At 63.3% G+C, this 18,413-nt stretch carries 18 protein-coding genes and 1 pseudogene; 17 read left to right on the plus strand and 2 right to left on the minus strand.

The features are described from left to right. The 6 genes and pseudogenes from A5652_RS09540 to A5652_RS09565 form a co-directional block, all read left to right on the plus strand. Positions 1–268: pseudogene (locus A5652_RS09540) on the plus strand (hypothetical protein); the annotation flags it as partial. Positions 269–320: 52 nt separating this feature from the next. Further along, complete coding sequence (locus tag A5652_RS09545; protein WP_067349726.1) at positions 321–710, plus strand: RidA family protein; 390 nt, start codon at positions 321–323, stop codon at positions 708–710. Beyond that, complete coding sequence (locus tag A5652_RS09550) at positions 707–1,372, plus strand: nitroreductase family protein (protein ID WP_065075050.1); 666 nt, start codon at positions 707–709, stop codon at positions 1,370–1,372. Before A5652_RS09545 ends, A5652_RS09550 begins: the two co-directional genes overlap by 4 nt. A gap of 43 nt (positions 1,373–1,415) precedes the next feature. Next, the gene (locus tag A5652_RS09555; RefSeq protein WP_067349775.1) at positions 1,416–2,849 is read left to right on the plus strand and encodes an MFS transporter; all 1,434 of its coding nucleotides are present in this window, start codon (positions 1,416–1,418) and stop codon (positions 2,847–2,849) included. Positions 2,850–3,013: 164 nt separating this feature from the next. Continuing rightward, entirely contained in the window at positions 3,014–3,436 is a 423-nt protein-coding gene (locus A5652_RS09560; RefSeq protein ID WP_197513869.1) for an MmpS family transport accessory protein, read from the plus strand. After that, positions 3,433–6,369 (plus strand): RND family transporter, encoded by a 2,937-nt coding sequence (locus A5652_RS09565; protein ID WP_067349731.1) that lies wholly within the window; start codon positions 3,433–3,435, stop codon positions 6,367–6,369. The genes A5652_RS09560 and A5652_RS09565 overlap by 4 nt, the downstream gene beginning before the upstream one ends. Positions 6,370–6,389: 20 nt before the next feature. Here A5652_RS09565 and A5652_RS09570 read toward each other — a convergent pair whose 3' ends face one another. After that, on the minus strand, positions 6,390–6,617 hold the full coding sequence (locus A5652_RS09570; RefSeq protein ID WP_067349734.1) for a ferric uptake regulation protein: 228 nt from the start codon (positions 6,615–6,617) through the stop codon (positions 6,390–6,392). A 335-nt stretch (positions 6,618–6,952) separates the two neighbouring features. On the opposite strand from A5652_RS09570, the gene A5652_RS09575 reads away from it, so the two are divergent. From A5652_RS09575 to A5652_RS09605, 7 genes are all read left to right on the plus strand, one after another. Further along, positions 6,953–7,723: an SDR family NAD(P)-dependent oxidoreductase gene (locus tag A5652_RS09575; RefSeq protein WP_067349737.1), complete on the plus strand. Its 771-nt coding sequence runs from the start codon at positions 6,953–6,955 to the stop codon at positions 7,721–7,723. A gap of 87 nt (positions 7,724–7,810) precedes the next feature. Continuing rightward, positions 7,811–8,383, plus strand: a complete 573-nt coding sequence (locus A5652_RS09580) for a cupin domain-containing protein (RefSeq protein ID WP_232001145.1) — start codon at positions 7,811–7,813, stop codon at positions 8,381–8,383. 89 nt (positions 8,384–8,472) lie between these two features. Next, positions 8,473–8,784, plus strand: coding sequence for a hypothetical protein (locus A5652_RS09585; protein ID WP_065075053.1), 312 nt, complete (start codon positions 8,473–8,475; stop codon positions 8,782–8,784). Between the two features lie 93 nt (positions 8,785–8,877). Next, entirely contained in the window at positions 8,878–9,267 is a 390-nt protein-coding gene (locus A5652_RS09590) for a GNAT family N-acetyltransferase (protein ID WP_067349740.1), read from the plus strand. Positions 9,268–9,382: 115 nt separating this feature from the next. After that, the gene (locus A5652_RS09595; protein ID WP_067349743.1) at positions 9,383–10,135 is read left to right on the plus strand and encodes an SDR family oxidoreductase; all 753 of its coding nucleotides are present in this window, start codon (positions 9,383–9,385) and stop codon (positions 10,133–10,135) included. Positions 10,136–10,203: 68 nt separating this feature from the next. Continuing rightward, positions 10,204–10,611, plus strand: coding sequence for a cupin domain-containing protein (locus A5652_RS09600; RefSeq protein WP_067349748.1), 408 nt, complete (start codon positions 10,204–10,206; stop codon positions 10,609–10,611). Between the two features lie 263 nt (positions 10,612–10,874). After that, positions 10,875–11,915: a methyltransferase gene (locus A5652_RS09605; RefSeq protein ID WP_067349752.1), complete on the plus strand. Its 1,041-nt coding sequence runs from the start codon at positions 10,875–10,877 to the stop codon at positions 11,913–11,915. 116 nt (positions 11,916–12,031) lie between these two features. Here A5652_RS09605 and A5652_RS09610 read toward each other — a convergent pair whose 3' ends face one another. Next, positions 12,032–12,937, minus strand: a complete 906-nt coding sequence (locus A5652_RS09610; RefSeq protein WP_197513871.1) for a DUF4383 domain-containing protein — start codon at positions 12,935–12,937, stop codon at positions 12,032–12,034. 368 nt (positions 12,938–13,305) lie between these two features. On the opposite strand from A5652_RS09610, the gene A5652_RS09615 reads away from it, so the two are divergent. The 4 genes from A5652_RS09615 to A5652_RS09630 all read left to right on the plus strand — a co-directional run bounded on the left by A5652_RS09615 (position 13,306) and on the right by A5652_RS09630 (position 17,918). Continuing rightward, positions 13,306–14,220, plus strand: a complete 915-nt coding sequence (locus A5652_RS09615) for a metal-dependent hydrolase (protein WP_067349759.1) — start codon at positions 13,306–13,308, stop codon at positions 14,218–14,220. Further along, complete coding sequence (locus tag A5652_RS09620) at positions 14,217–14,405, plus strand: ferredoxin (RefSeq protein WP_067349764.1); 189 nt, start codon at positions 14,217–14,219, stop codon at positions 14,403–14,405. The genes A5652_RS09615 and A5652_RS09620 overlap by 4 nt, the downstream gene beginning before the upstream one ends. Before the next feature lie 4 nt (positions 14,406–14,409). Further along, entirely contained in the window at positions 14,410–15,624 is a 1,215-nt protein-coding gene (locus A5652_RS09625; protein WP_067349768.1) for an NAD(P)/FAD-dependent oxidoreductase, read from the plus strand. Between the two features lie 158 nt (positions 15,625–15,782). Continuing rightward, a complete protein-coding gene (locus tag A5652_RS09630; RefSeq protein ID WP_067349772.1) occupies positions 15,783–17,918 on the plus strand; it encodes a hypothetical protein in 2,136 nt (711 codons plus the stop codon). Positions 17,919–18,413: the final 495 nt, after the last annotated feature.

An 18,413-nucleotide genomic window follows, 5' to 3' on the forward strand; every position in this document is an offset into this window, starting at 1 on the left:
GACCGGCGGTGGCGAGCACATCGACACCACGCAGGGCGGCCAGCTGGACAATGAGCCCGCCGGTGATCCCACCCGCGGCATCAACGTAACCGCGGTCTACGTCCGTTCCGACGGCGCTCAACTCGACCGCCTGGCCGCGATACTCGCCTCCGGCCGGTTGAGCATGCCGACCCCCCGCTCCTGTGGCCTGGATCAGGCCGCTTCCGCCCTCGCGCACGTCGTCGCCGGCCACGAGTCCAACGGGGTGGTCATCACGAAAAACATCTAGCAAAGTCGCCATTACCCGCCGAACAAATCTCACATCACCAAGGAGTCTCGAGATGACCACCATTAGCCGGATCCGTACCGGAGTGGCCGATCACATCGGCAAATACGCCGACGCTGTCGCGGTATCCAGCGGCGGCACATACATTTTCGTTGCCGGAACACCCGGGGTGCGCGAAGACGGCTCCCTGCCCGAGGACTTCACCGACGAAGCCCGGCAGTGCTGGGCCAACGTCGAAAGCGCGCTCCGCAAGGCCGGCGCCGAGCTCACCGACATCGTCTACATGCGCCAATGGGTCACCAGCCGTGACAATGCGTCCACCTACTTGGCGGTGAGCAAGGAGATCATCCGCCACGAACCCGCCGGCATGTTCAGCATCATCGACGGGCTGGTGTGGCCTAACATCCGCGTGGAAGTCGAAGTCATCGCCATCCTGCCGACATGAGCGATTACCCCATCGTCGACTTGTCCACCGACGCACTGCTGACCACGACCCGCTCGGTGCGCAGGCGTCTCGATTTGACGAAACCTGTTCCCATCGGCCTGATCCGGGAATGCCTGGAAATCGCGGTGCAGGCGCCGACCTCATCCAACGTGCAGAACTGGAGCTTCATCGTCGTCACCGATGCCGAACAGCGCCGCGCGATCGGCGATGTGTACCGCCGCACATGGGACTTGATTGTCGCGTCCCCTTTCGCGGTCGCTGATCGGTTCAAGGACGACCCCGCCCGCAATCGCGAGCAGCGCAAGGTGTCCGACAGTGCGGCGTATCTCGCCGAGCACTTTTGCGAGGTCCCAGTGTTGATGATCCCGTGCGTCGAGGTCATCGATGGTGACGGCAGGCTGACGGCCGAAAACGCCAACCAGTATTGGAGTTCGGTCATGCCCGCCACATGGAGCTACATGCTCGCCGCGCGCTCTCGGGGCTTGGGAACCACGTGGACCGGGGTGACCATAATGGCCGACGACGAGATGCGGGCCATCCTCGGACTGCCCGACAACGTCTATCACGCCACGACCATCCCCACCGCGTACTACACCGGCACGACCTTCCGCCGGGCCAAACGGATTCCGCTCGACGACGTGCTGCGTTTCGACCGATGGTGAGCTCACAGTGACGTTGCGCGACGCGGCACCGACCAGCCGCGCGATGGTGGTCGCGGTAATGGTGTCGATGGTCGCGTTCCTCGACTCCACCGTGATCAACCTGGCTTTGCCGGCCACCGAGCACGACCTCGGTGGCGGCCTGGCGTTGCAACAATGGATCGTCGATGGCTACCTGTTGGCGACGGCCGCCGCGATTCTGCCCGGCGGGTCGATCTCGGATCTGTTCGGGCGCGTTCCGGTGATGCGGTTCGGGCTGTTGGCTTTCGGGGCGGGGTCGGTTCTGGCGGCGGTTGCCGCGTCACCGGCGATGCTGATCACCGCGCGCCTCATTCAGGGCGTGGGTGCGGCGTTCCTCGTGCCGGGTTCGCTGGCGCTGATCAACACGGTGTTCGACAAAGCGCACCAGTCCGCGGCGATCGGCGTCTGGACCGGGTGGACGGGAACCGCCTTCGCCTTGGGCCCCCTGCTGGGCGGATTGTGCGTGGATTTCCTAGGCTGGCGTTGGATTTTCGTGTTGTCAGCGATCCCCATGGTGGTCGGGTATGCGCTGACGTTCTGGCTGTGCCCGACGTCGGGGCGGGTCGAAGGCGCCCGCGTCGATACCGCCGGGGCGGGCTTGTCGGCGGTGGGGCTGGCGGCGACCGTGTATGCGTTGATCGAATCGCAACGTGATGGCTGGACCGACCCGATGGTCATCACACCGTTGGTGATCGGGATGGCCGCACTGGCCGGCTTCGTGAGATGGCAACGCCGCAGCACGTGTCCGATGCTTCCGTTGCCGCTGTTCACCTTTCGCAACTTCGCTGCGGCCAACCTCGTCACCGCGTTCGTCTACGGCGCGTTGACGCTGGGTTCGCTGGCCATCGCCCTCTACACCCAAGAAGTCGGCGGCTACTCAGCCACCGCGGCCGGACTGGCCACCCTGCCGATCCCGGCGCTGTCGTTCGTGTTCGCCCGTCACGTCGGCCGCATCGCCGCGCGGGTGGGACCACGCGCGTTCCTGATCGCGGGCCCCGTCTTAGCGGGAATCGGGCTGCTGCTGATCCGCCCTAAACCCAATGGATTCCACGCAATCACCGACCTCATTCCCGGGATGACCGTCCTGGCCATCGGGCTGGTCACGACTATCACACCTCTGATGTCGGTGACGCTGGCCTCGGTGCCGACCGAACACAGCGGCCTGGCATCGGCAATCAACAACGCCGTCTCACGACTCGCCGCGCTGATGTCGATCGGGTCGATCGGCCTGATCAGCGTTGGCACGGTAAGCGCTACCGGATTCGCCCACGTGTTAGAGGTCAGCGCCGCACTATTCGCCCTGGGCGCAGTGTGCGCCACAATGTTGATAGCCAATCCGCCCGCCGGGTGCCAACCTGTGCCGTGCGACGTCGCGGCGTTGTGCCGCGACCGGCCCGGTGTTCAACCGGCCCTGGCCAGCAGCCCCTCGGCCGCAACCGAACCCGCCCCTCCGCAGTGAGCGTTTACGCAATCGCCGAAAGGAAATAGTGACCTTCACCATCACAGCGAAGGAGCCCGCCCCGGGAATCAACTCGACCGCCATGGCGTTCGGCTAGCCGTGGCGCACGCGAAGAGATGCCTTAATATCGGCCCATCGAGCATTCCTGATCGGGGGGCACGGTGTTGAGGCTTCTCAAGCGGACATGGGTCCCGATGGTTGTGGCCGTGGCGCTGATCATCGGCGGCGTTGCAGTGATGCGACTCAATGGCGTCTTCCCGGGACCTGGCCTGCCCAAGCCCGATCCCCGGGACGCGACCCCGCCGTATGCGGCCAAGACCGCCATCTACGAAATCCTGGGACCGCCCGGGACGACCGGCGTCGTCAACTGGATGGATGCGGACTCACTACCGCAGAAGGCGAGCTTCACGACATTGCCGTGGTCGAAGACGATCGTCGCCGAGATGCCCGGCATCTTCGCCTACGTCGTCGCCCAAGGTGACAGTCCCTTCATCGGCTGCCGCATCACCGTCGACGGCAAATTGGTCGATCAACAACAGGCCAACAACCGGCACGCGCAGGTTTCCTGCTTGGACAAGTCCGCGTGACCGACGACACGAGCGACACGGACAGAATTCCCGTCGCGCAGCGCACCGAAGTCGAGCGCAAACCGCGACTAGCCCGCACCATCCGCGTTTTGGCGCTGCCGATCATCGTGTTGTGGCTGCTGATCGCGATCGGCGTCAACGTCTTCGTCCCACAGTTGGAGAAGGTTGCCGAGGAGGTCTCGGTGCCCCTCTCGCCGTCCGACGCACCATCGGTGACCGGGATGAAGCACATCGGGCAGAAATTCAAGGAGTACGACTCCGACAACCTCGTCCTGGTGACTCTGGTCGGTGACAAACCTCTCGGCGAGGACGCTCACCGGTATTACGACGATCTGGTCAGGAAGCTGCAGCAGGATCACGAACACGTCGAGCACGCGCTAAATTTCTGGGGGCAGCGATTCACGTCCTCCGGTGTCGAGAGCTACGACCACAAGGCCGCCTATGTCCAGGTCAACCTCCGCGGTGACCAGGGCGGCGCCGTCGGGGACAAATCGGTTGCCGCGGTTCGCAAAATAGTCGCGGATTCGAAGCCGCCGGCGGGGGTGAAGGCCTACGTCGCCGGTCAGGGAGCCCTGACAGCCGACACGATCGTTGTCGGCGACGCGAGCCTGGCCAAGATGACGATCATCACCATCATCATCATCGCGATCATGCTGATGTTCGTGTATCGGTCCATCGGCACGGTGCTGCTGACGATGGTCATCCTGTTCGTCGGACTGGCTACCGGCCGCGGCGTGGTAGCGCTACTGGGCGAAACCGGCATCATGGGGCTGTCGACCTTTGCCGTCAACTTGCTGACCGCATTGGCCATCGCGGCGGGTACCGACTACGCGATATTCATGGTCGGCCGCTACCAGGAGGGCCGCGAACGGGGCCTGCAGCGCGAAGCTGCCTACTACGACACCTTCGCCGGTGTCACCAAGGTGGTGCTGGGTTCGGGTTTGACGATCGTTGGGGCGCTGGCATGTCTGAAATTCACCCGGCTGCCGTACTTCAGTTCGCTGGCGTTTCCGTGCGCAGTGGGCCTGCTGGTGGTGGTGGCCGCCGGGGTCACGCTGACTCCGGCGCTGATCGCCTTCGCAAGCGGCTTCGGTCTTTTCGACCCGAAGCGCGAATTCAACTACACACGGTGGCGCCGTTTGGCGACGGCCATCGTGCGGTGGCCGGCGCCCATCCTCGCCACCTCTGTCATCCTCGCGATCGTCGGCGCAATTGGCTTGATGGGCTTCACGCCGCGCTACAACGACCTGTACTACCTGCCGCAGAGCGCTTCGTCAGTGCAGGCGTACACCGCGGCCGATCAACACTTCACCCAGGCCCGTTTGAACCCGGACCTTCTGATGATCGAATCGGATCACGATCTGCGCAATCCCCGAGACATGCTGGTCCTGGACAAGATTGCCGGCGCCATCTTCCGGGTGCCCGGCATCGAACGGGTGCAGAGCATCACCAGACCCCTCGGCCCGCCGATTCAAGACGGATCCATTCCGTTCCAGCTCAGTGTGCAAAGCGCGCCGATCCGCAGCAACCTGAACTACCTGAAGGACCGCGTCGCCGACATCAAGAAGATCACCGGTTTCCTCGACACCCAGATCGCCCTGTTGGAGCGCCAGTACGCAGTGACCCAGAAGCTCGCGAACGCCGCGGACGACAGCTCGAAAACCACGGGGGAGACGGCGGCCATCACGGACGAGATCCGGGACCACATCGCGGATTTCGACGACTTCTGGAGACCGATTCGCAGTTACTTCTACTGGGAGAAGCACTGCTACGACATCCCGATCTGCTGGTCGTTACGATCGCTCTTCGACGCGCTGGACGGGTTCGATCAGCTGGCCGAAAAGTTCCACGCCCTCACTAGCGACCTTACCGACACGGCCAAGGCCACGCGCGAATTGCTGGCGATCATCCCCGAGAATATCGCTGTCTCGAAGTCGATCCGGGATACGACGCTGACCATCTACAGCTCGTTCGACAGTCTGATCGATCAGTTCGACCGGCTGACCGACACGAACGCCGTAATGGGCAAGTCGTTCAACGACTCTCAGGTGGAGAGCCTGTTCTACCTGCCACCCGAGATCTTCCAGAACCCAGACTTCTTGCTGGGGTTGAGCTTGATGGTGTCGCCGGACGGCAAGGCCGCTCGCTTCATCATCACGCACGCAGTGGATCCGGCGACGACGAAGGGCATCGCGTCCGTCGATCAGGAGCGCCAAGCGGCCAAGGAGGCGCTGAAACTCACCTCGCTGGAGAACGCCGACATCTACCTCGGCGGCACGGCCGCAACGTTTTACGACATCGCCAACGGCGCCAAGTACGACCTGATGATCGCCGGGGTGGCCTCGATCGTGCTCATCTTCATCATCATGGTGATCGTCACCCGCGCATTGGTCGCGGCGGGTGTCATCGTCGGCACCATCGTGATGTCGTTGGGGGCCGCCTTCGGGTTCTCGACACTGATTTGGCAGCACCTTGGCAATTTCCAGTTACACTGGGTAGCAACCGAATTCGCGTTGATCGTGCTCTTGGCGGTGGGATCCGACTACAACCTGATGCTGGTGTCCCGAATCGAGGAGGAGATCGGAGCCGGCCTGAAAACGGGACTCATCCGCGGCATGGGTGTGACCGGACCGGTGGTGACTGCCGCCGGTGTGGTGTTCGCGGTCACCATGGCCACGATGATCACCAGCGATCTCCGGGCGATCGGCCAATTCGGCACGACGATCGGCATCGGCCTGTTGTTCGACACCTTCGTCGTCCGATCGCTCATCACGCCGTCGATCATGACGGTGATGGGACGCTGGTTCTGGTGGCCGAAGCGGGTACGCGTCCGGCCGGCAAGCCAGATGCTTCGGTCCGTGGGGCCGCGCCCGCTGGTTCGTGCCTTGTTGTACCACCCGCGGCACGGGGCTGCGTCGGATCCGCAGGCGTAGTGTCCGCCCGCTATGCTCTCCTAGCCATTGGAGGAGCGGGCCGCCTTGGCGGCTTCGCGCCGAGCCTTCTCCTTGACGTGGGTCGAGCAGCAATGCCCCATATCGCAATGGAACCGGTCGCTACAATCATGCGAACAATAGGCCGATGCGGCCGGAAGCCATTCCGGATCGGATAGGTCACGCGGGCGGTCGTTCGGATCGAACGTATGGCCGCAATGTACGCAGACCTTGGTCTTGGTCTTGACCATATCGCTCAGCGTACGCGCCATGACCCTGAATCGAAGCTGCTTTCAGATCGAGGCCGAACAATTTTGTTCCGCAAAGCAGATGGCGCGCAATTCATTTAGGCCAACGAACTAACTATCGCGCGGCCTTAGCTTCACTCTTCGCTTCATTACTCACCCGGGTGAATAGGTGGTTGGGGTGATGACAGCTCACCCCGCCCGGCTGCAATCTCAGTACGACGAGGACCGGGCGGGATTGTCACCCCGTTCGCTGGCGCCTTGGCTCAGGCCGTTACGCGTCGTCGATATCAAGGCGGTCCAGTCGGAGCCGTCAGGGGAACCAGGAAGGGAACCCGCATATGCATTTTGGGGGCAAGAAGGTCATTGTTGTCGGCGGCAGTGCCGGAATGGGTCGGCAGGTCGCGATCGACATCGTCGATCACGGCGGGAGCGCGGTCATCGTCGGACGCTCGAAAGCGCGTGTCGACGACACCGTCGCTCAGCTGACGAGCCGACGTGGCGAAGCCTTTGGCATCGCCGCCGAGCTGACGGATCGCGCTGCGATCGCGGATGTGCAGCACGCGCTCTCGGACGATCACAGCGACGCGACACTGCTGGTAAATGCGGCCGGATTCTTCATCCCCAAGGCGTTCCTCGAGTACGACGCGAGGGACTACGACTCCTACATGGAGCTCAACTATGCCCTGTTCTTCCTGACCCAGACCGTGGTTGCGGGCATGATCGCCCGCGGGGAGGGCGGCTCCATCGTGAACATCGGCAGCATGTGGGCGCATCAGGCGCTCGGTCTGACCCCATCCACTGGGCACTCGATGCAAAAAGCCGGCCTGCATGCGCTCACCCATAACCTGGCCATCGAGCTCGCCGGGCACAAGATCCGCGTCAACGCGGTGGCACCGGCCGCCGTGAAAACCCCCGCTCTCGAGCGTTGGGTCCCGATAGACGAGATCGACGCCACGCTCGACGCTTTCGCGCCGGTTCATCCGCTGGGACGGGTCGGCACCCCTGCCGACGTCGCCAACGCCGTCACGTATCTGCTCTCCGAGGCGGCCAGCTGGGTAACCGGTGCAATTCTCAACGTCGACGGCGGCATCATGGCCGGCCGCAACTAGCCCGACGAAGGTCCTCTGCCGGTAGCGGGCCGCCCGGAACATTCTGGCGTGCAGGGCAATTGTCCGCACACTTAGCTAAGGAGCACCGTGTCACGCGAACACAACAAGAAGCCGGCCGCGGCCGGCGCGACAGACGACATCTTGAGGCCAGGGGGCCCGCCGGCTAAGTCTGTCGGCCGCACCGAGGGCAAGTCGGTGTTCCTTGGGACGATCGGTGTCCGCCACATCGTCGATTGGGTCCACGCGCAAGGACGCTTCTCTGTCCTCGAGCATCCGATGTCGCCCCGAGCGCTAGCCTCACCGCTTCATCGCCACCACAACGAAGATGAGTACAGCTGGATCATCGAGGGACGCGTCGGCGCTTTGCTTGGCGATGAGGTGCTCTACGGTGGACCCGGCGACTTCATTTTCAAGCCACGAGGCCAATGGCATACGTTCTGGAACGCGGGCGATGAGCCCGCCCGCATCCTTGAAATCATTTCCCCCGCAGGATTTGAGCAGTTCTTCGACGAGCTTGCTGACCTCGGCGGGGTGGACCAGATATCGACAGAGAACCTGGATGAACTCTGTGCGCGATACGACCTCGAGATGGATGTCGACAGTGTCCCCGAACTATGCAAACGCTTCAACTTGAAATTCCCCGGTGAACCTATTTGGTAACGAACCGTCGGATTCGAAATGCCTTTATGTTCAGGCAAAGTTGGCGGGAAGCTCATCCGTGCGCCAGCGAAATATCAAGGAGGACAACCATGGACGGCGATTACGACGACCCGGGGCCCGATAACACCCTGGGTCCCAGCGAATCTCTGGACTCCGACGAGGTGCGCAACGACGATGGTGACATCGTGGTCGACGCACCATTGCGCTGGATCTCGCCGAAGGAAAATCTGACGCTGGATAAGCGCCTAGCCGCTGAGGAGCCCGAGTTCGGCTACACCGAGGAACCGCCGCTGTGGCCGCGGCGCCACCGCGGTCAGATCAGTGGCAGCCCACACGACGGTCCATCGTTCTACGGTGTCGCGCGCGAAGAGTTTGACCAGGACGACGAGGACGTCGGCTGACCGCTAGCCCAGGTCCCGTGGGCCGTTGCGCGGCTGCACGAGCTTGACGTCCGCCGAGTTGCCGCCTGTGATGACATGGAAGGGATTTTGACTGTGAGTGAATCACCAACGCCGATGGGCAGTATCGAACGCAGTGCTCACGATGGACTGCTGACCATCATCACCGACAACACCCAAGAAGGGCGGTTCGAGGCCGCCGTAGACGACCAGGTGATTGGTCGGCAGCCCTACCGCCGCTACCGCGGCCACATCGTGTTGATGGCCACCGAAGTCGATACGCAATGGCGTTATCGGGGTGTCTCCTCAGCGATGATCAGTGGTGTGCTCACACTGATCCGCAGGGCCGGGCACACGGTTATTCCGCGGTGCAAGATCACGGCTGACTACATCCTGCGCCATCCTGAATACCGGGATCTGGTGACCGACCAATATCAGGGATTGCTCCGCCCGGTGTCGCGGCCCGCTGCGCCCGACAGCACCTAACACCTAACCGGGCTGCGCAGGGCGGAAGGGATCGTTGGTGCTGTCAGGGATTCGACCGGCGGCGGAAGGCACGAAACCGAAGTGACCAGTTGAACGCAACTCTGAAAGGTGAATCATGAAGATCGTAGTCATCGGCGGTCGCGGGCTGATCGGCTCGAAAGTCGCGTCCAAGCTCAGCGCGCAGGGCCACGACGTCGTCATCGCCTCACGCCGATCAGGTGTCGATTCGTTCACCGGTGAAGGCCTTGCCAGCGCGCTCGCCGGTGCTGATGTCCTGGTCGACGTCGCGGATTCGCCAGAGTTCGACGATGAACCTGTGATGCGCTTCTTCACCGCCACGACCACGAATCTCCTTGCAGCCGAACAGGAAGCGGGAGTCGAACACCATGTGGCGTTGTCGGTGGTGGGTGCGCAGGTCATGCCGGATAGCGGCTACAACACCGCGAAAGCGGCACAGGAGAACCTGATCAGGGAAGCGGGCCGGCCGTATTCGATCGTGCGAGCGACTCCCTTCTACGAATTCGCCGTCGGCTTGGCCGATTCCGCGACAGAGGGAGACATTGTCCGGCTGCCGCACGCGTTGTTCCGTCCTATCGCCGCCGACGATGTCGCCACCGCCGTCGCGCGCGCGGCTGTCGGGCGGCCTATCAACGGAGTATTGGAGATCGCCGGACCCGAAGTAATGGGGATGGACGACTTCGTCCGCACGGGCCTGGCCGCCAAGGGTGATCGACGTCGGGTCGTGACCGACCCCCAGGCGCCATACTTCGGTGCGGTGATCGACGATCACAGCTTGGAACCCGACGAGCACGCCACCATCTTCACTACTCGATTCTCCGACTGGATCGACGCAGGCCGCAGCATTTAGGAAAGTAATTGGTGCCCAGGCGATTTCACCACCACTGCACGTGCTTGCCTATCATATAGGGGTAACAGATGTTGGATACGACTGGCTCCGAATCGAAATCAACAATGACCGTGCTGCAGGAAGTATCGTCACCGTTGATTCCTGAAGATGCCCACGTGATGACGGTTCTCATCAACCATCCACCGGGCGCTCCTGGTTATCCACCACATCGGCTTCCCGGCGGTCCGGGATTCGGTTACATGATTGACGGTGAGATGTTGTTCGAGCTCGAGGGTGAAGCGCCACGCGTCCTGCGGGCTGGAGACGCGTTCTGGGGACCCGGCGGTGACGTGATCCACTATCAGGACGCGAACAACCGCACTGACATTCCTTGTAGCTTCGTCCTGACATTGTTTTGCCTGCCCGGGCAACCGGTGCTCGAGCCGGTTACCGAAGAGGAGCTTGCGGAGCGAAAGGGACTGCGCGTCAGCAGTTGAGCAGCTCGGGCACTCTAAGCATTTGGAACCACTCCGACAACAAGCATTCGAAACAACAGTTGCGTTGCGCGTTCTGTCCGTGCTGCTGCGTGCAGTGGCTAGTTATGGTCCGGTCACCGTTCTAGCGTCGACGACATACAACTGGCATGACGAGGGCTCGGTGCGTTACGGGCTTTAGCCAGTCGCTTAGCCAGCACTTAGACGCGAAATAACGTGCTTCACAACCACATAGCGCGATATCCGAAGGTGAACCGGGGGAGTCGATGGAATCTCTGCTAGATCGTGACGATGCGCTGCAGCCCGCCGCAAGGATGCATCAATTGTTAAGCGGTTTCGAAGTGTCGCAGGCGCTGTTTGTCGTGGCGGAACTCGGCGTAGCCACCGCCCTGCTCGACGGTCCCCGCAATCTTGATGAACTGGCGGCCGCAGTTGGAGCCAATGCCGATGCCCTAGGTCGGCTGATCCGCTTTCTGGGGCCTTTCGGCGTGTTCAGTGGCGAGGGTGAAAACGTCGCGATCACCGACCTGGGTCGAACCCTCGCCGACGGACCAGCTGATTCGGTCCGCAGCATTGCGCGGTTTTTCATGGCAACCCACTACGCCCCATTCGGTGACCTGTTGCACACCGCCCGCACCGGCCAGGTCGGTGCGACCAATTTCCTCGGCCGGCCATTCTTCGAATGGGTCGGCTCTTCAACCGAACTCGCACAGCTGCAAAACAAGGCCATGGCCGAGTTCACCTCGGCCGCTCGAACAGGCGCACTCGATGCATTTCAGTTTCCGCAACGGGGCGTCGTTGCAGATATCGGTGGTGCCGACGGCACATTCCTGGCCGAGATCCTCTCCCGGACACCGGGTTGTCGTGGCATCGTGTTCGACCTGCCGAATGTGGTTGCGGCTGCGCCTGAAACCCTGGCGGCTGCGGGACTGAGCGACCGCGCGACGGTCGCAGCCGGAGACTTTTTCGACCATGTTCCCGGCGCCGATACCTACGTGCTCTCGTGCGTTTTGCACGACTGGTCCGACGCCGACGCACTCCGCATTTTGCGCAATATCGCCCGGGCGGCCCCCGAGCAAGCCCGGCTGCTGCTGGTGGAACTGGTCTTGCCCGACGATGACATTCCACACCTCGCCAACTTCGTCGATTTCACCATGCTCGTGATGGTCGGCGGCCGGGAACGGACGGAGTCAGAGTGGCGTCGGCTACTCGCCGCAGGAGGTTTCGCTCTCGACAACGTTATCCCCACGGGTGGCCTCTACTCGCTCCTTGACGCGAGGCTCAACCGATCCCGCTCGGCGCGGTGATGTCCAGGCGTCACCTCACCTCCCGCATACCGACGTCCGTACACACACGAGCTCGAACTCGGACATGACTCCACGCACTCAGGCGTGACGCTGAGGTAGGCGAAGACCCGGCAATGTCAACGTCGGCGCATCCAGATAACGATGCCGACAACGGCTGCCAGGGCTGCCACGGCCACGGGCACGACACCATATGAGAGCACCGCATCCGTCGTCCGAGTGGCAAAGTGCTTGAGCCCCGTCGACTTCTGGATGTCGTGAGTCGCGGGTTCACCCGGCTCTGGGTTCCCCGACTGCTCGGGAACGGTGCGATGTGGGGGCCGAGTGCTGACCGGTGGGTTGGCGGGATCACGCTGGCGCGGCAGTTCAGCTACCTCTTGATGTTGGGGTCGGCTGGCATGATCGCCCGCCTCCCGAGCGGGTGTCGCCGCTGGTGTGGACGGCGGTCCTTTTTTCGTCGCCGAAGCCGCACTCAGAGACCCAGCCGCCGGCTCGGTGACCGCTTCCGAGGCCGAACGCCGCCGCCGATCGCGGCTGCGGCCGCGTCGCGGCCCCCAGACCTCGTCTCCTAATTCGTCGGGAATGAACCACATCAGCAACCCCAGGTTGACGACCCCAAGCACGCCGTGCAGCACGATGTCGGCAGCATGAAAACCCAACGGTGTCGGTTTTGCTTGCGCCGTTGCGACACTGCTGAAGAACAACAACATGAAGTAGGCAATCGCACTCAGTGCGGTAACGGTTACCGCCGCGCGGCGCTTGGCGATAGCGGCGATCGCCACCACTCCAAACGCCAGCAGAATCGCGCTGTGTGCCGGAGTAGTCGCCAGGCCGAGAACTGGGGCGCCGGTAGCCCCGGCATGCGGATCCAGGGCCGCCGAAATCAATCCGGCAATGCCGAACCCGCTCACCAGCATGCCTTCGGCCAGCAGAAACCAACGTCCGCTATGGAAACGCCCAGGATCCATGGGAATCCTGCGCAGTCCCGACGTCACGCCGGGAACGTGGCCCGCCGTAACAGGCATCCGCGGCCTCCCGCCTATAGAGCAGGCTTTGTACATGGCTACCCGCTACCGGCCCGAATAGTCCAGCCGATCTCGCGCCGTCGACGGCAAAATCACAGGCTGGCCGCCCCCAGTCGTAGGACCCCGGGGTCTCGCTCCACTCGTTCATCCACAGTGCCTGCTCTCGCCCGTTCACCTACCCAGCGAACTCCCAGCATCCTGTACCGCTGGTAACGCATAACCGACGGCTCGCCTGGGTACGCAACTGAGTGAACGGTTGTTCGCAGTGGAACGGTCGCCTGCAGTGGTTCGGCGGCGGGCCGACTTGTTTCCTTCGGAGAAGAACGGGAACGACCGACTAAGCATGCCGCTCGACGGGAGGAGTTTTGATGCCCGAGGTTCAACTTCACCACGACGGACATCCGCGCTATCGGCGGATGGTCCGATTCGACTGGTCTGAGACACCGTTGCACTGGGTGCCCGACGACCCGTTCTCAACGCACATGATGAACGTCTTGCATCTGCTGCTACCCGAAGGGGAGCGGCACTTCATCAAGGCCGTTCTGGAGGCGTCATCGCTGGTCGATGACCCGGAGCTGGAGGCGGCCATCAAACCGTTCATCCAGCAGGAGTCCTGGCATGCCTGGGCGCACCAGGTGGTGCTCGACCATTTGGCTGAACAGGGAATCGACACCAAGCCGTACACCTCTCGACTCCGGAAAATGCTGTCGGTGGCGCTGGGTGACCCGCCCAAGTGGTTTCCGCCGGCGATGAAGCGGTGGTGGTTGTATCGGCGTCTGGCCGACGTTGCGGCGCTGGAACATTACACCGCGATGTTGGGCCAATGGGTGCTACAGAATCGCGGTCTGGATTACGCCGGCACCGACCCGATGATGCTGGATCTGCTGCGCTGGCACGGGGCCGAGGAGGTCGAACACCGCTCACTGGTGTTCGACGTCTACCAGCACGTGTGCGGCAACTACTTCATCCGAGCCTTCTCGATGTTCATGACCACCCCGCTGTTCTACGGGTGGTGGATTGCCGGAGCGAAATATCTGATGGCCCATGATCCGACCATCGACCAGAAGTGGCGCTGGCGCGATTGGTGGCGTGCGGCCAGGGAGTACAAGTTGCCCGGCCCCTGGCAGCTGATGGTCACGCAACCCGCCAGGTACATGCGGCCTTCTCATCATCCGGGTCCTGAAGCGGTCACGACGATGGCAGTCGAGTACATCAAGAACTCGCCGGCGGCGAAGGCCGCCCGGGAACGGGCTCAACTAGAAGGAAAGGTCGCAGTTCGATGAAGGTTTCGGTGGATCTTGACACCTGCGACGGCAACGGCGTGTGCATGAGCCTGTGTCACGAGGTTTTCGACGTACGCGAGGACGGGCTGCACGTGCTCCAAGAGCAGCCTCGGCGAGAGTTACGCGGACCGTTGAGGGCCGCCGAGGTGTCCTGCCCCACCGGGGCGATCGTGGTGGAGGACTGACCCGATGTCGAGTCGTCAGCTCAAAGAGGTGGTCGTCGTCGGTGCCGGTGTAGCCGGGGTGCGGGCGGCGGAGACGCTCCGACGGGACGGCTATGACGGCGCCCTTACCATTGTGGGCGCCGAACGCCACGCGCCCTACCATCGGCCGCCGTTGTCGAAGAAGCTGCTCAGCGGTCAGGTACACCGGGCGGGCGTCGACATGGCGCCGCAATTCGACATGGACGCACGGGTGCTCAGAGGTGCAACCGCGGTCGGACTGGACGCGTCCGCACGTACCGTCCAGGTCCGCGACGAGGGCCAGAACCTGTCCTTGGATTTCGACGGACTTGTCATCGCCAGTGGCGCCACACCGCGCGAATGGCCGGGCGGCCCGGTTCCCGACGGGGTGCTCCTGCTGCGGACGGTCGATGACTGCTTGGCGATTCGAGAGCGACTCGGCTCGCGTCCCCGTGTCGTGGTAATCGGGGGCGGGTTTATCGGCAGCGAGGTGGCCGCGACGTGCCGATTGCTGGGGCTGGATGTGGTGCTTGTCGAAAAGGCCACCGGGCCGCTGGTTCAAGCGTTAGGTGCGGAGCTGGCGCCTTGCTGGGCGAAGTTGCATCGCGACCATGGGGTGGACCTGCGCGTCGGCGTGGGCGTCGACACCTTCGTCGGCAACGGGCGGGTGGAAGCAGTTCGACTCACCGACGGTTCGCAGGTCCCGGCTGACGTGGTCATCGTCGGGCTTGGTGTTACTCCCGCCACCGCCTGGCTGGAAGGTTCGGGTCTGCATTTGGACGACGGGGTGGTCTGCGATGCCACCGGCGCCGCCGAGGGCAACACCGGCGACGGCAATGTGGTCGCCGCCGGGGACGTGGCGCGCTGGTGGCATCCGCTGTACGAGCGCCATCTGCGCACTGAACACTGGGATGACGCCTTACGTCAGGGGGAGGCCGCGGCGCGCACACTACTGGCCGGGCCCGAGCACGCCGAAGGATTCGACGCGGTGCCGTATTTCTGGTCCGACCAATACGATGTGAAGTTGCAGATGGTTGGCGTGCCAACCGATTACGACGCCGTCGAGATCGTCGAAGGCAAGCCGGACGCCTGGGAGTTCGTCGCCGCTTACGGGCGGGGTGGTCGCACCATCGCGGTGCTCGGGACGATTCCGGGCCGGGTGTACGCCTATCGGGAAGCCATCGAGAAGCGCGCGGCATTTCCGCCGAACCGACCGGATTAGCAAAAGGCGGACGGCCGCTACTCCCACGTGCCCGGGCGACTCGAGACACGCCTTTTTGGGTACAAGAACCACAAGCCGACTGGAGTCACTGATCGGGCCGAGATAACCGCATACGCGACGACGGTGTCGTGCGTACCGCCGAGGGACGGAGTCATGACATGCATCGCCCCGACACGATCATCGAAATTCATCGTGAACGCGTGCAGGATCAGACGGTCGAGATGTTCAGCGGTGACAAGTACACGCAGTCCGTCGACGGCACCGGCTACTCTGCGACGGCCACCCTCGATCTCACCCTGGATCGGGTCTGGTTCGTCCGTGACGCTCGTCGCCGGCTGTGGCAGGAGGAAGCCGAAGGTGAACTCCGCGACCCTTTGCGGCACTTCGCAATTGACCTGGTGATTTTCGATTCGAAGATCGTTATCGATTCGGTTACGTGCATCCCGTTGGTGTCGCTGCCCCCAGCGACTATCACTATCCCGGATGGTCCGCGCGCAGGAGAGTCGCGCGAAATTGCTTACAATGAGATTCCCCTGTTCGGGCGGTTGACAATTCACGACCAGCTTGAGCCGCACCAAATAGAGCCGGGCAAGCAGACGATAGCCCTCAACTTCACATCCCAGGAGGCTCCCGTACTGGTGGCCGCCCCATCACCGGACCCGCATGTCGGTTTGCTGTTCGGCGCGACCGTCGAGCGGCGTGAGGACGGGGTTACGGTCTTCCGCGGAGAAGACCCGCGGATCAGCTGGGAACTCGACTACGCCGAGGCGCACTGGATAACCCACAGCATCGCCGGGGAACTGATGGTGAACCTGGAGAAACTGCAGCACCCGGGGCTCTCCGACCATGAAGCCAGAACCAGGGTGCTCGATTCGCTTGCCGCCCAAATCGCCGATGCGGTCGGCCCGCAGCTCGAGGCGATGGGGGACAACGGGATTCAGGCGCTCCTGCCGTCGCCGGTGGACGTCGACCCCGAGGCCCAAGACGACAGCACGGTCAAGGAACTCGATGCCGTCGTGCAGCGGTTCGAGGTCGGTGAGGGCGCCGAGGAATCCATGGTCGTGCAGCTGCAGACACTGCGCGAGTTGCCGCCGGGGGAGGAACTACCCGCGTCCGTGCTCGCCGAGAACCCTCGTGAGAGAGCGGCTTTGGCGGTCACCGGGTGGAGCATATTGCGGCAGGTCCGTGGCACCGTGATGAACAGTTTCGGCCTCGACGAGAGCGACTTCGACCCCGATGCGCCATGCGCGCTGGCGGGCCCGAAGACCATCAGCATCGGCGGGCAAGACCGCAGCCTCGATGCTCTCGACGCCGATATCGTGCCTCGGACCGAGGACGGTCGATTGGTCGTCGACGGCACCGTGAGCGCCGACACCAAGCTCTACGACTTCAAGGCCACCTTCAAGGTGGTCTACGAAATGGGCCTCGGCGACATCCCGCGCGACCCGAAGGACAAAGAGCTGCTGCGATCCGACGTCGACACCATTGAGCTTCTCGAGCAGACGCTGGATCTGGCCGGTCAGAAGAAGCGCGCCGGTCACCTGAGCACCGAGGAATACGAGGCGGAAGTCAAACGAGTCGGCGAGCGATTCGATGCGCTGCCGCGAACCGTGGGAGTCCGCCCGGAGCAGAACTCGGAGCCGGACGTGAACGCGGACTTCAGCCTGTCAGCGGCCGGAAAAGTGGCCACGGCCGCAGGCGCGGCGGCTGTCGTCGGTCTGCTCGCGCTGCCGGTGACCTGGGTAGCGGGGGCGGCCGGGGTCGGCGCCGCCGGGGCGGGCGGATTGTTGACCTTGGCGATCGCGCAGTACATCACCACCGTCCTGACCATCGACTGGTTCGGCACCGGCGTCGGTTCTCGGCAGGTCAAGAAATCGCTGAACGACCAACCCGAGGGCACATCGCTTCCGCCGATCGGAATGCCCGTCGACCTGGATCTCAACCGCCAACGCCTCGCGGTGTACTTCCGTCCGGTGCCGGCGAAATTGTGGGTCGATTGCGTCGCCACCGATGGGGAGGGCGAGACAGGTGAGGGCGACACCCTTCGGGTCATCGGTGGTCGGTGGCCCACCGATGACCACCCGTGGCGGCTTTCGCACGATGATGCGGTGTTGTACGTCGACTCCGACGAACTGCGGCTTTTCGTCGATCCGGCCGGCAAGCGCGGCGAGGAGTTACCTATCGGTGTTGACACCGAAGAGGACGGGCGGCGCAGCCTTTGGGTGCAGAGCGATCCCGACGCACTGCGCCGGCTTCCGCGATGCTCCCTTGACGCCGTGAAGGCGCGCGAATAAGCCCCTAGGGTCTCAGGGATTGCGCGGACGATTTGGACACCTCGAGATCACAGTGGCGCGCTCGGAGCTGAGGTTCAAACACCTTGCGGCGTGCGAGGTCTGACATCACTGCCGATGCGCGTGAGCTGAAGCCGCTATGCGAATGTGGCTAGCAGAGGACGGCGGTCGAGAACCATCCACCGGCCACAAGCGCGATGAGAAGCGCTGCGGTGGTTTGTCCCATAGCTGCGGCCGCGATTGCTCCCACGATCGCGCAGATGAGCACCGTGACAGTCAGGACGGCGACGAGCAGACGGTGTGATGTGGACCACATCTCGGGATGGTATGTTGCGTGGGTCACAACAGAGGGGATTTCATGGTTGGCGTGGATCGCTCTAGGAAGGCCGTCATCGCACCTCGTCCCGGCGCGGCCGCCAGTTCACACCGTCTGCTCGTCGCCGTCCTGACTGTCACGGTGCTCATCTGCGCGATCGTGGGAGCAATCGCGCCAGCGTC

Source organism: Mycobacterium sp. 1165178.9, from assembly GCF_001673555.1.
GTDB lineage: Bacteria > Actinomycetota > Actinomycetes > Mycobacteriales > Mycobacteriaceae > Mycobacterium.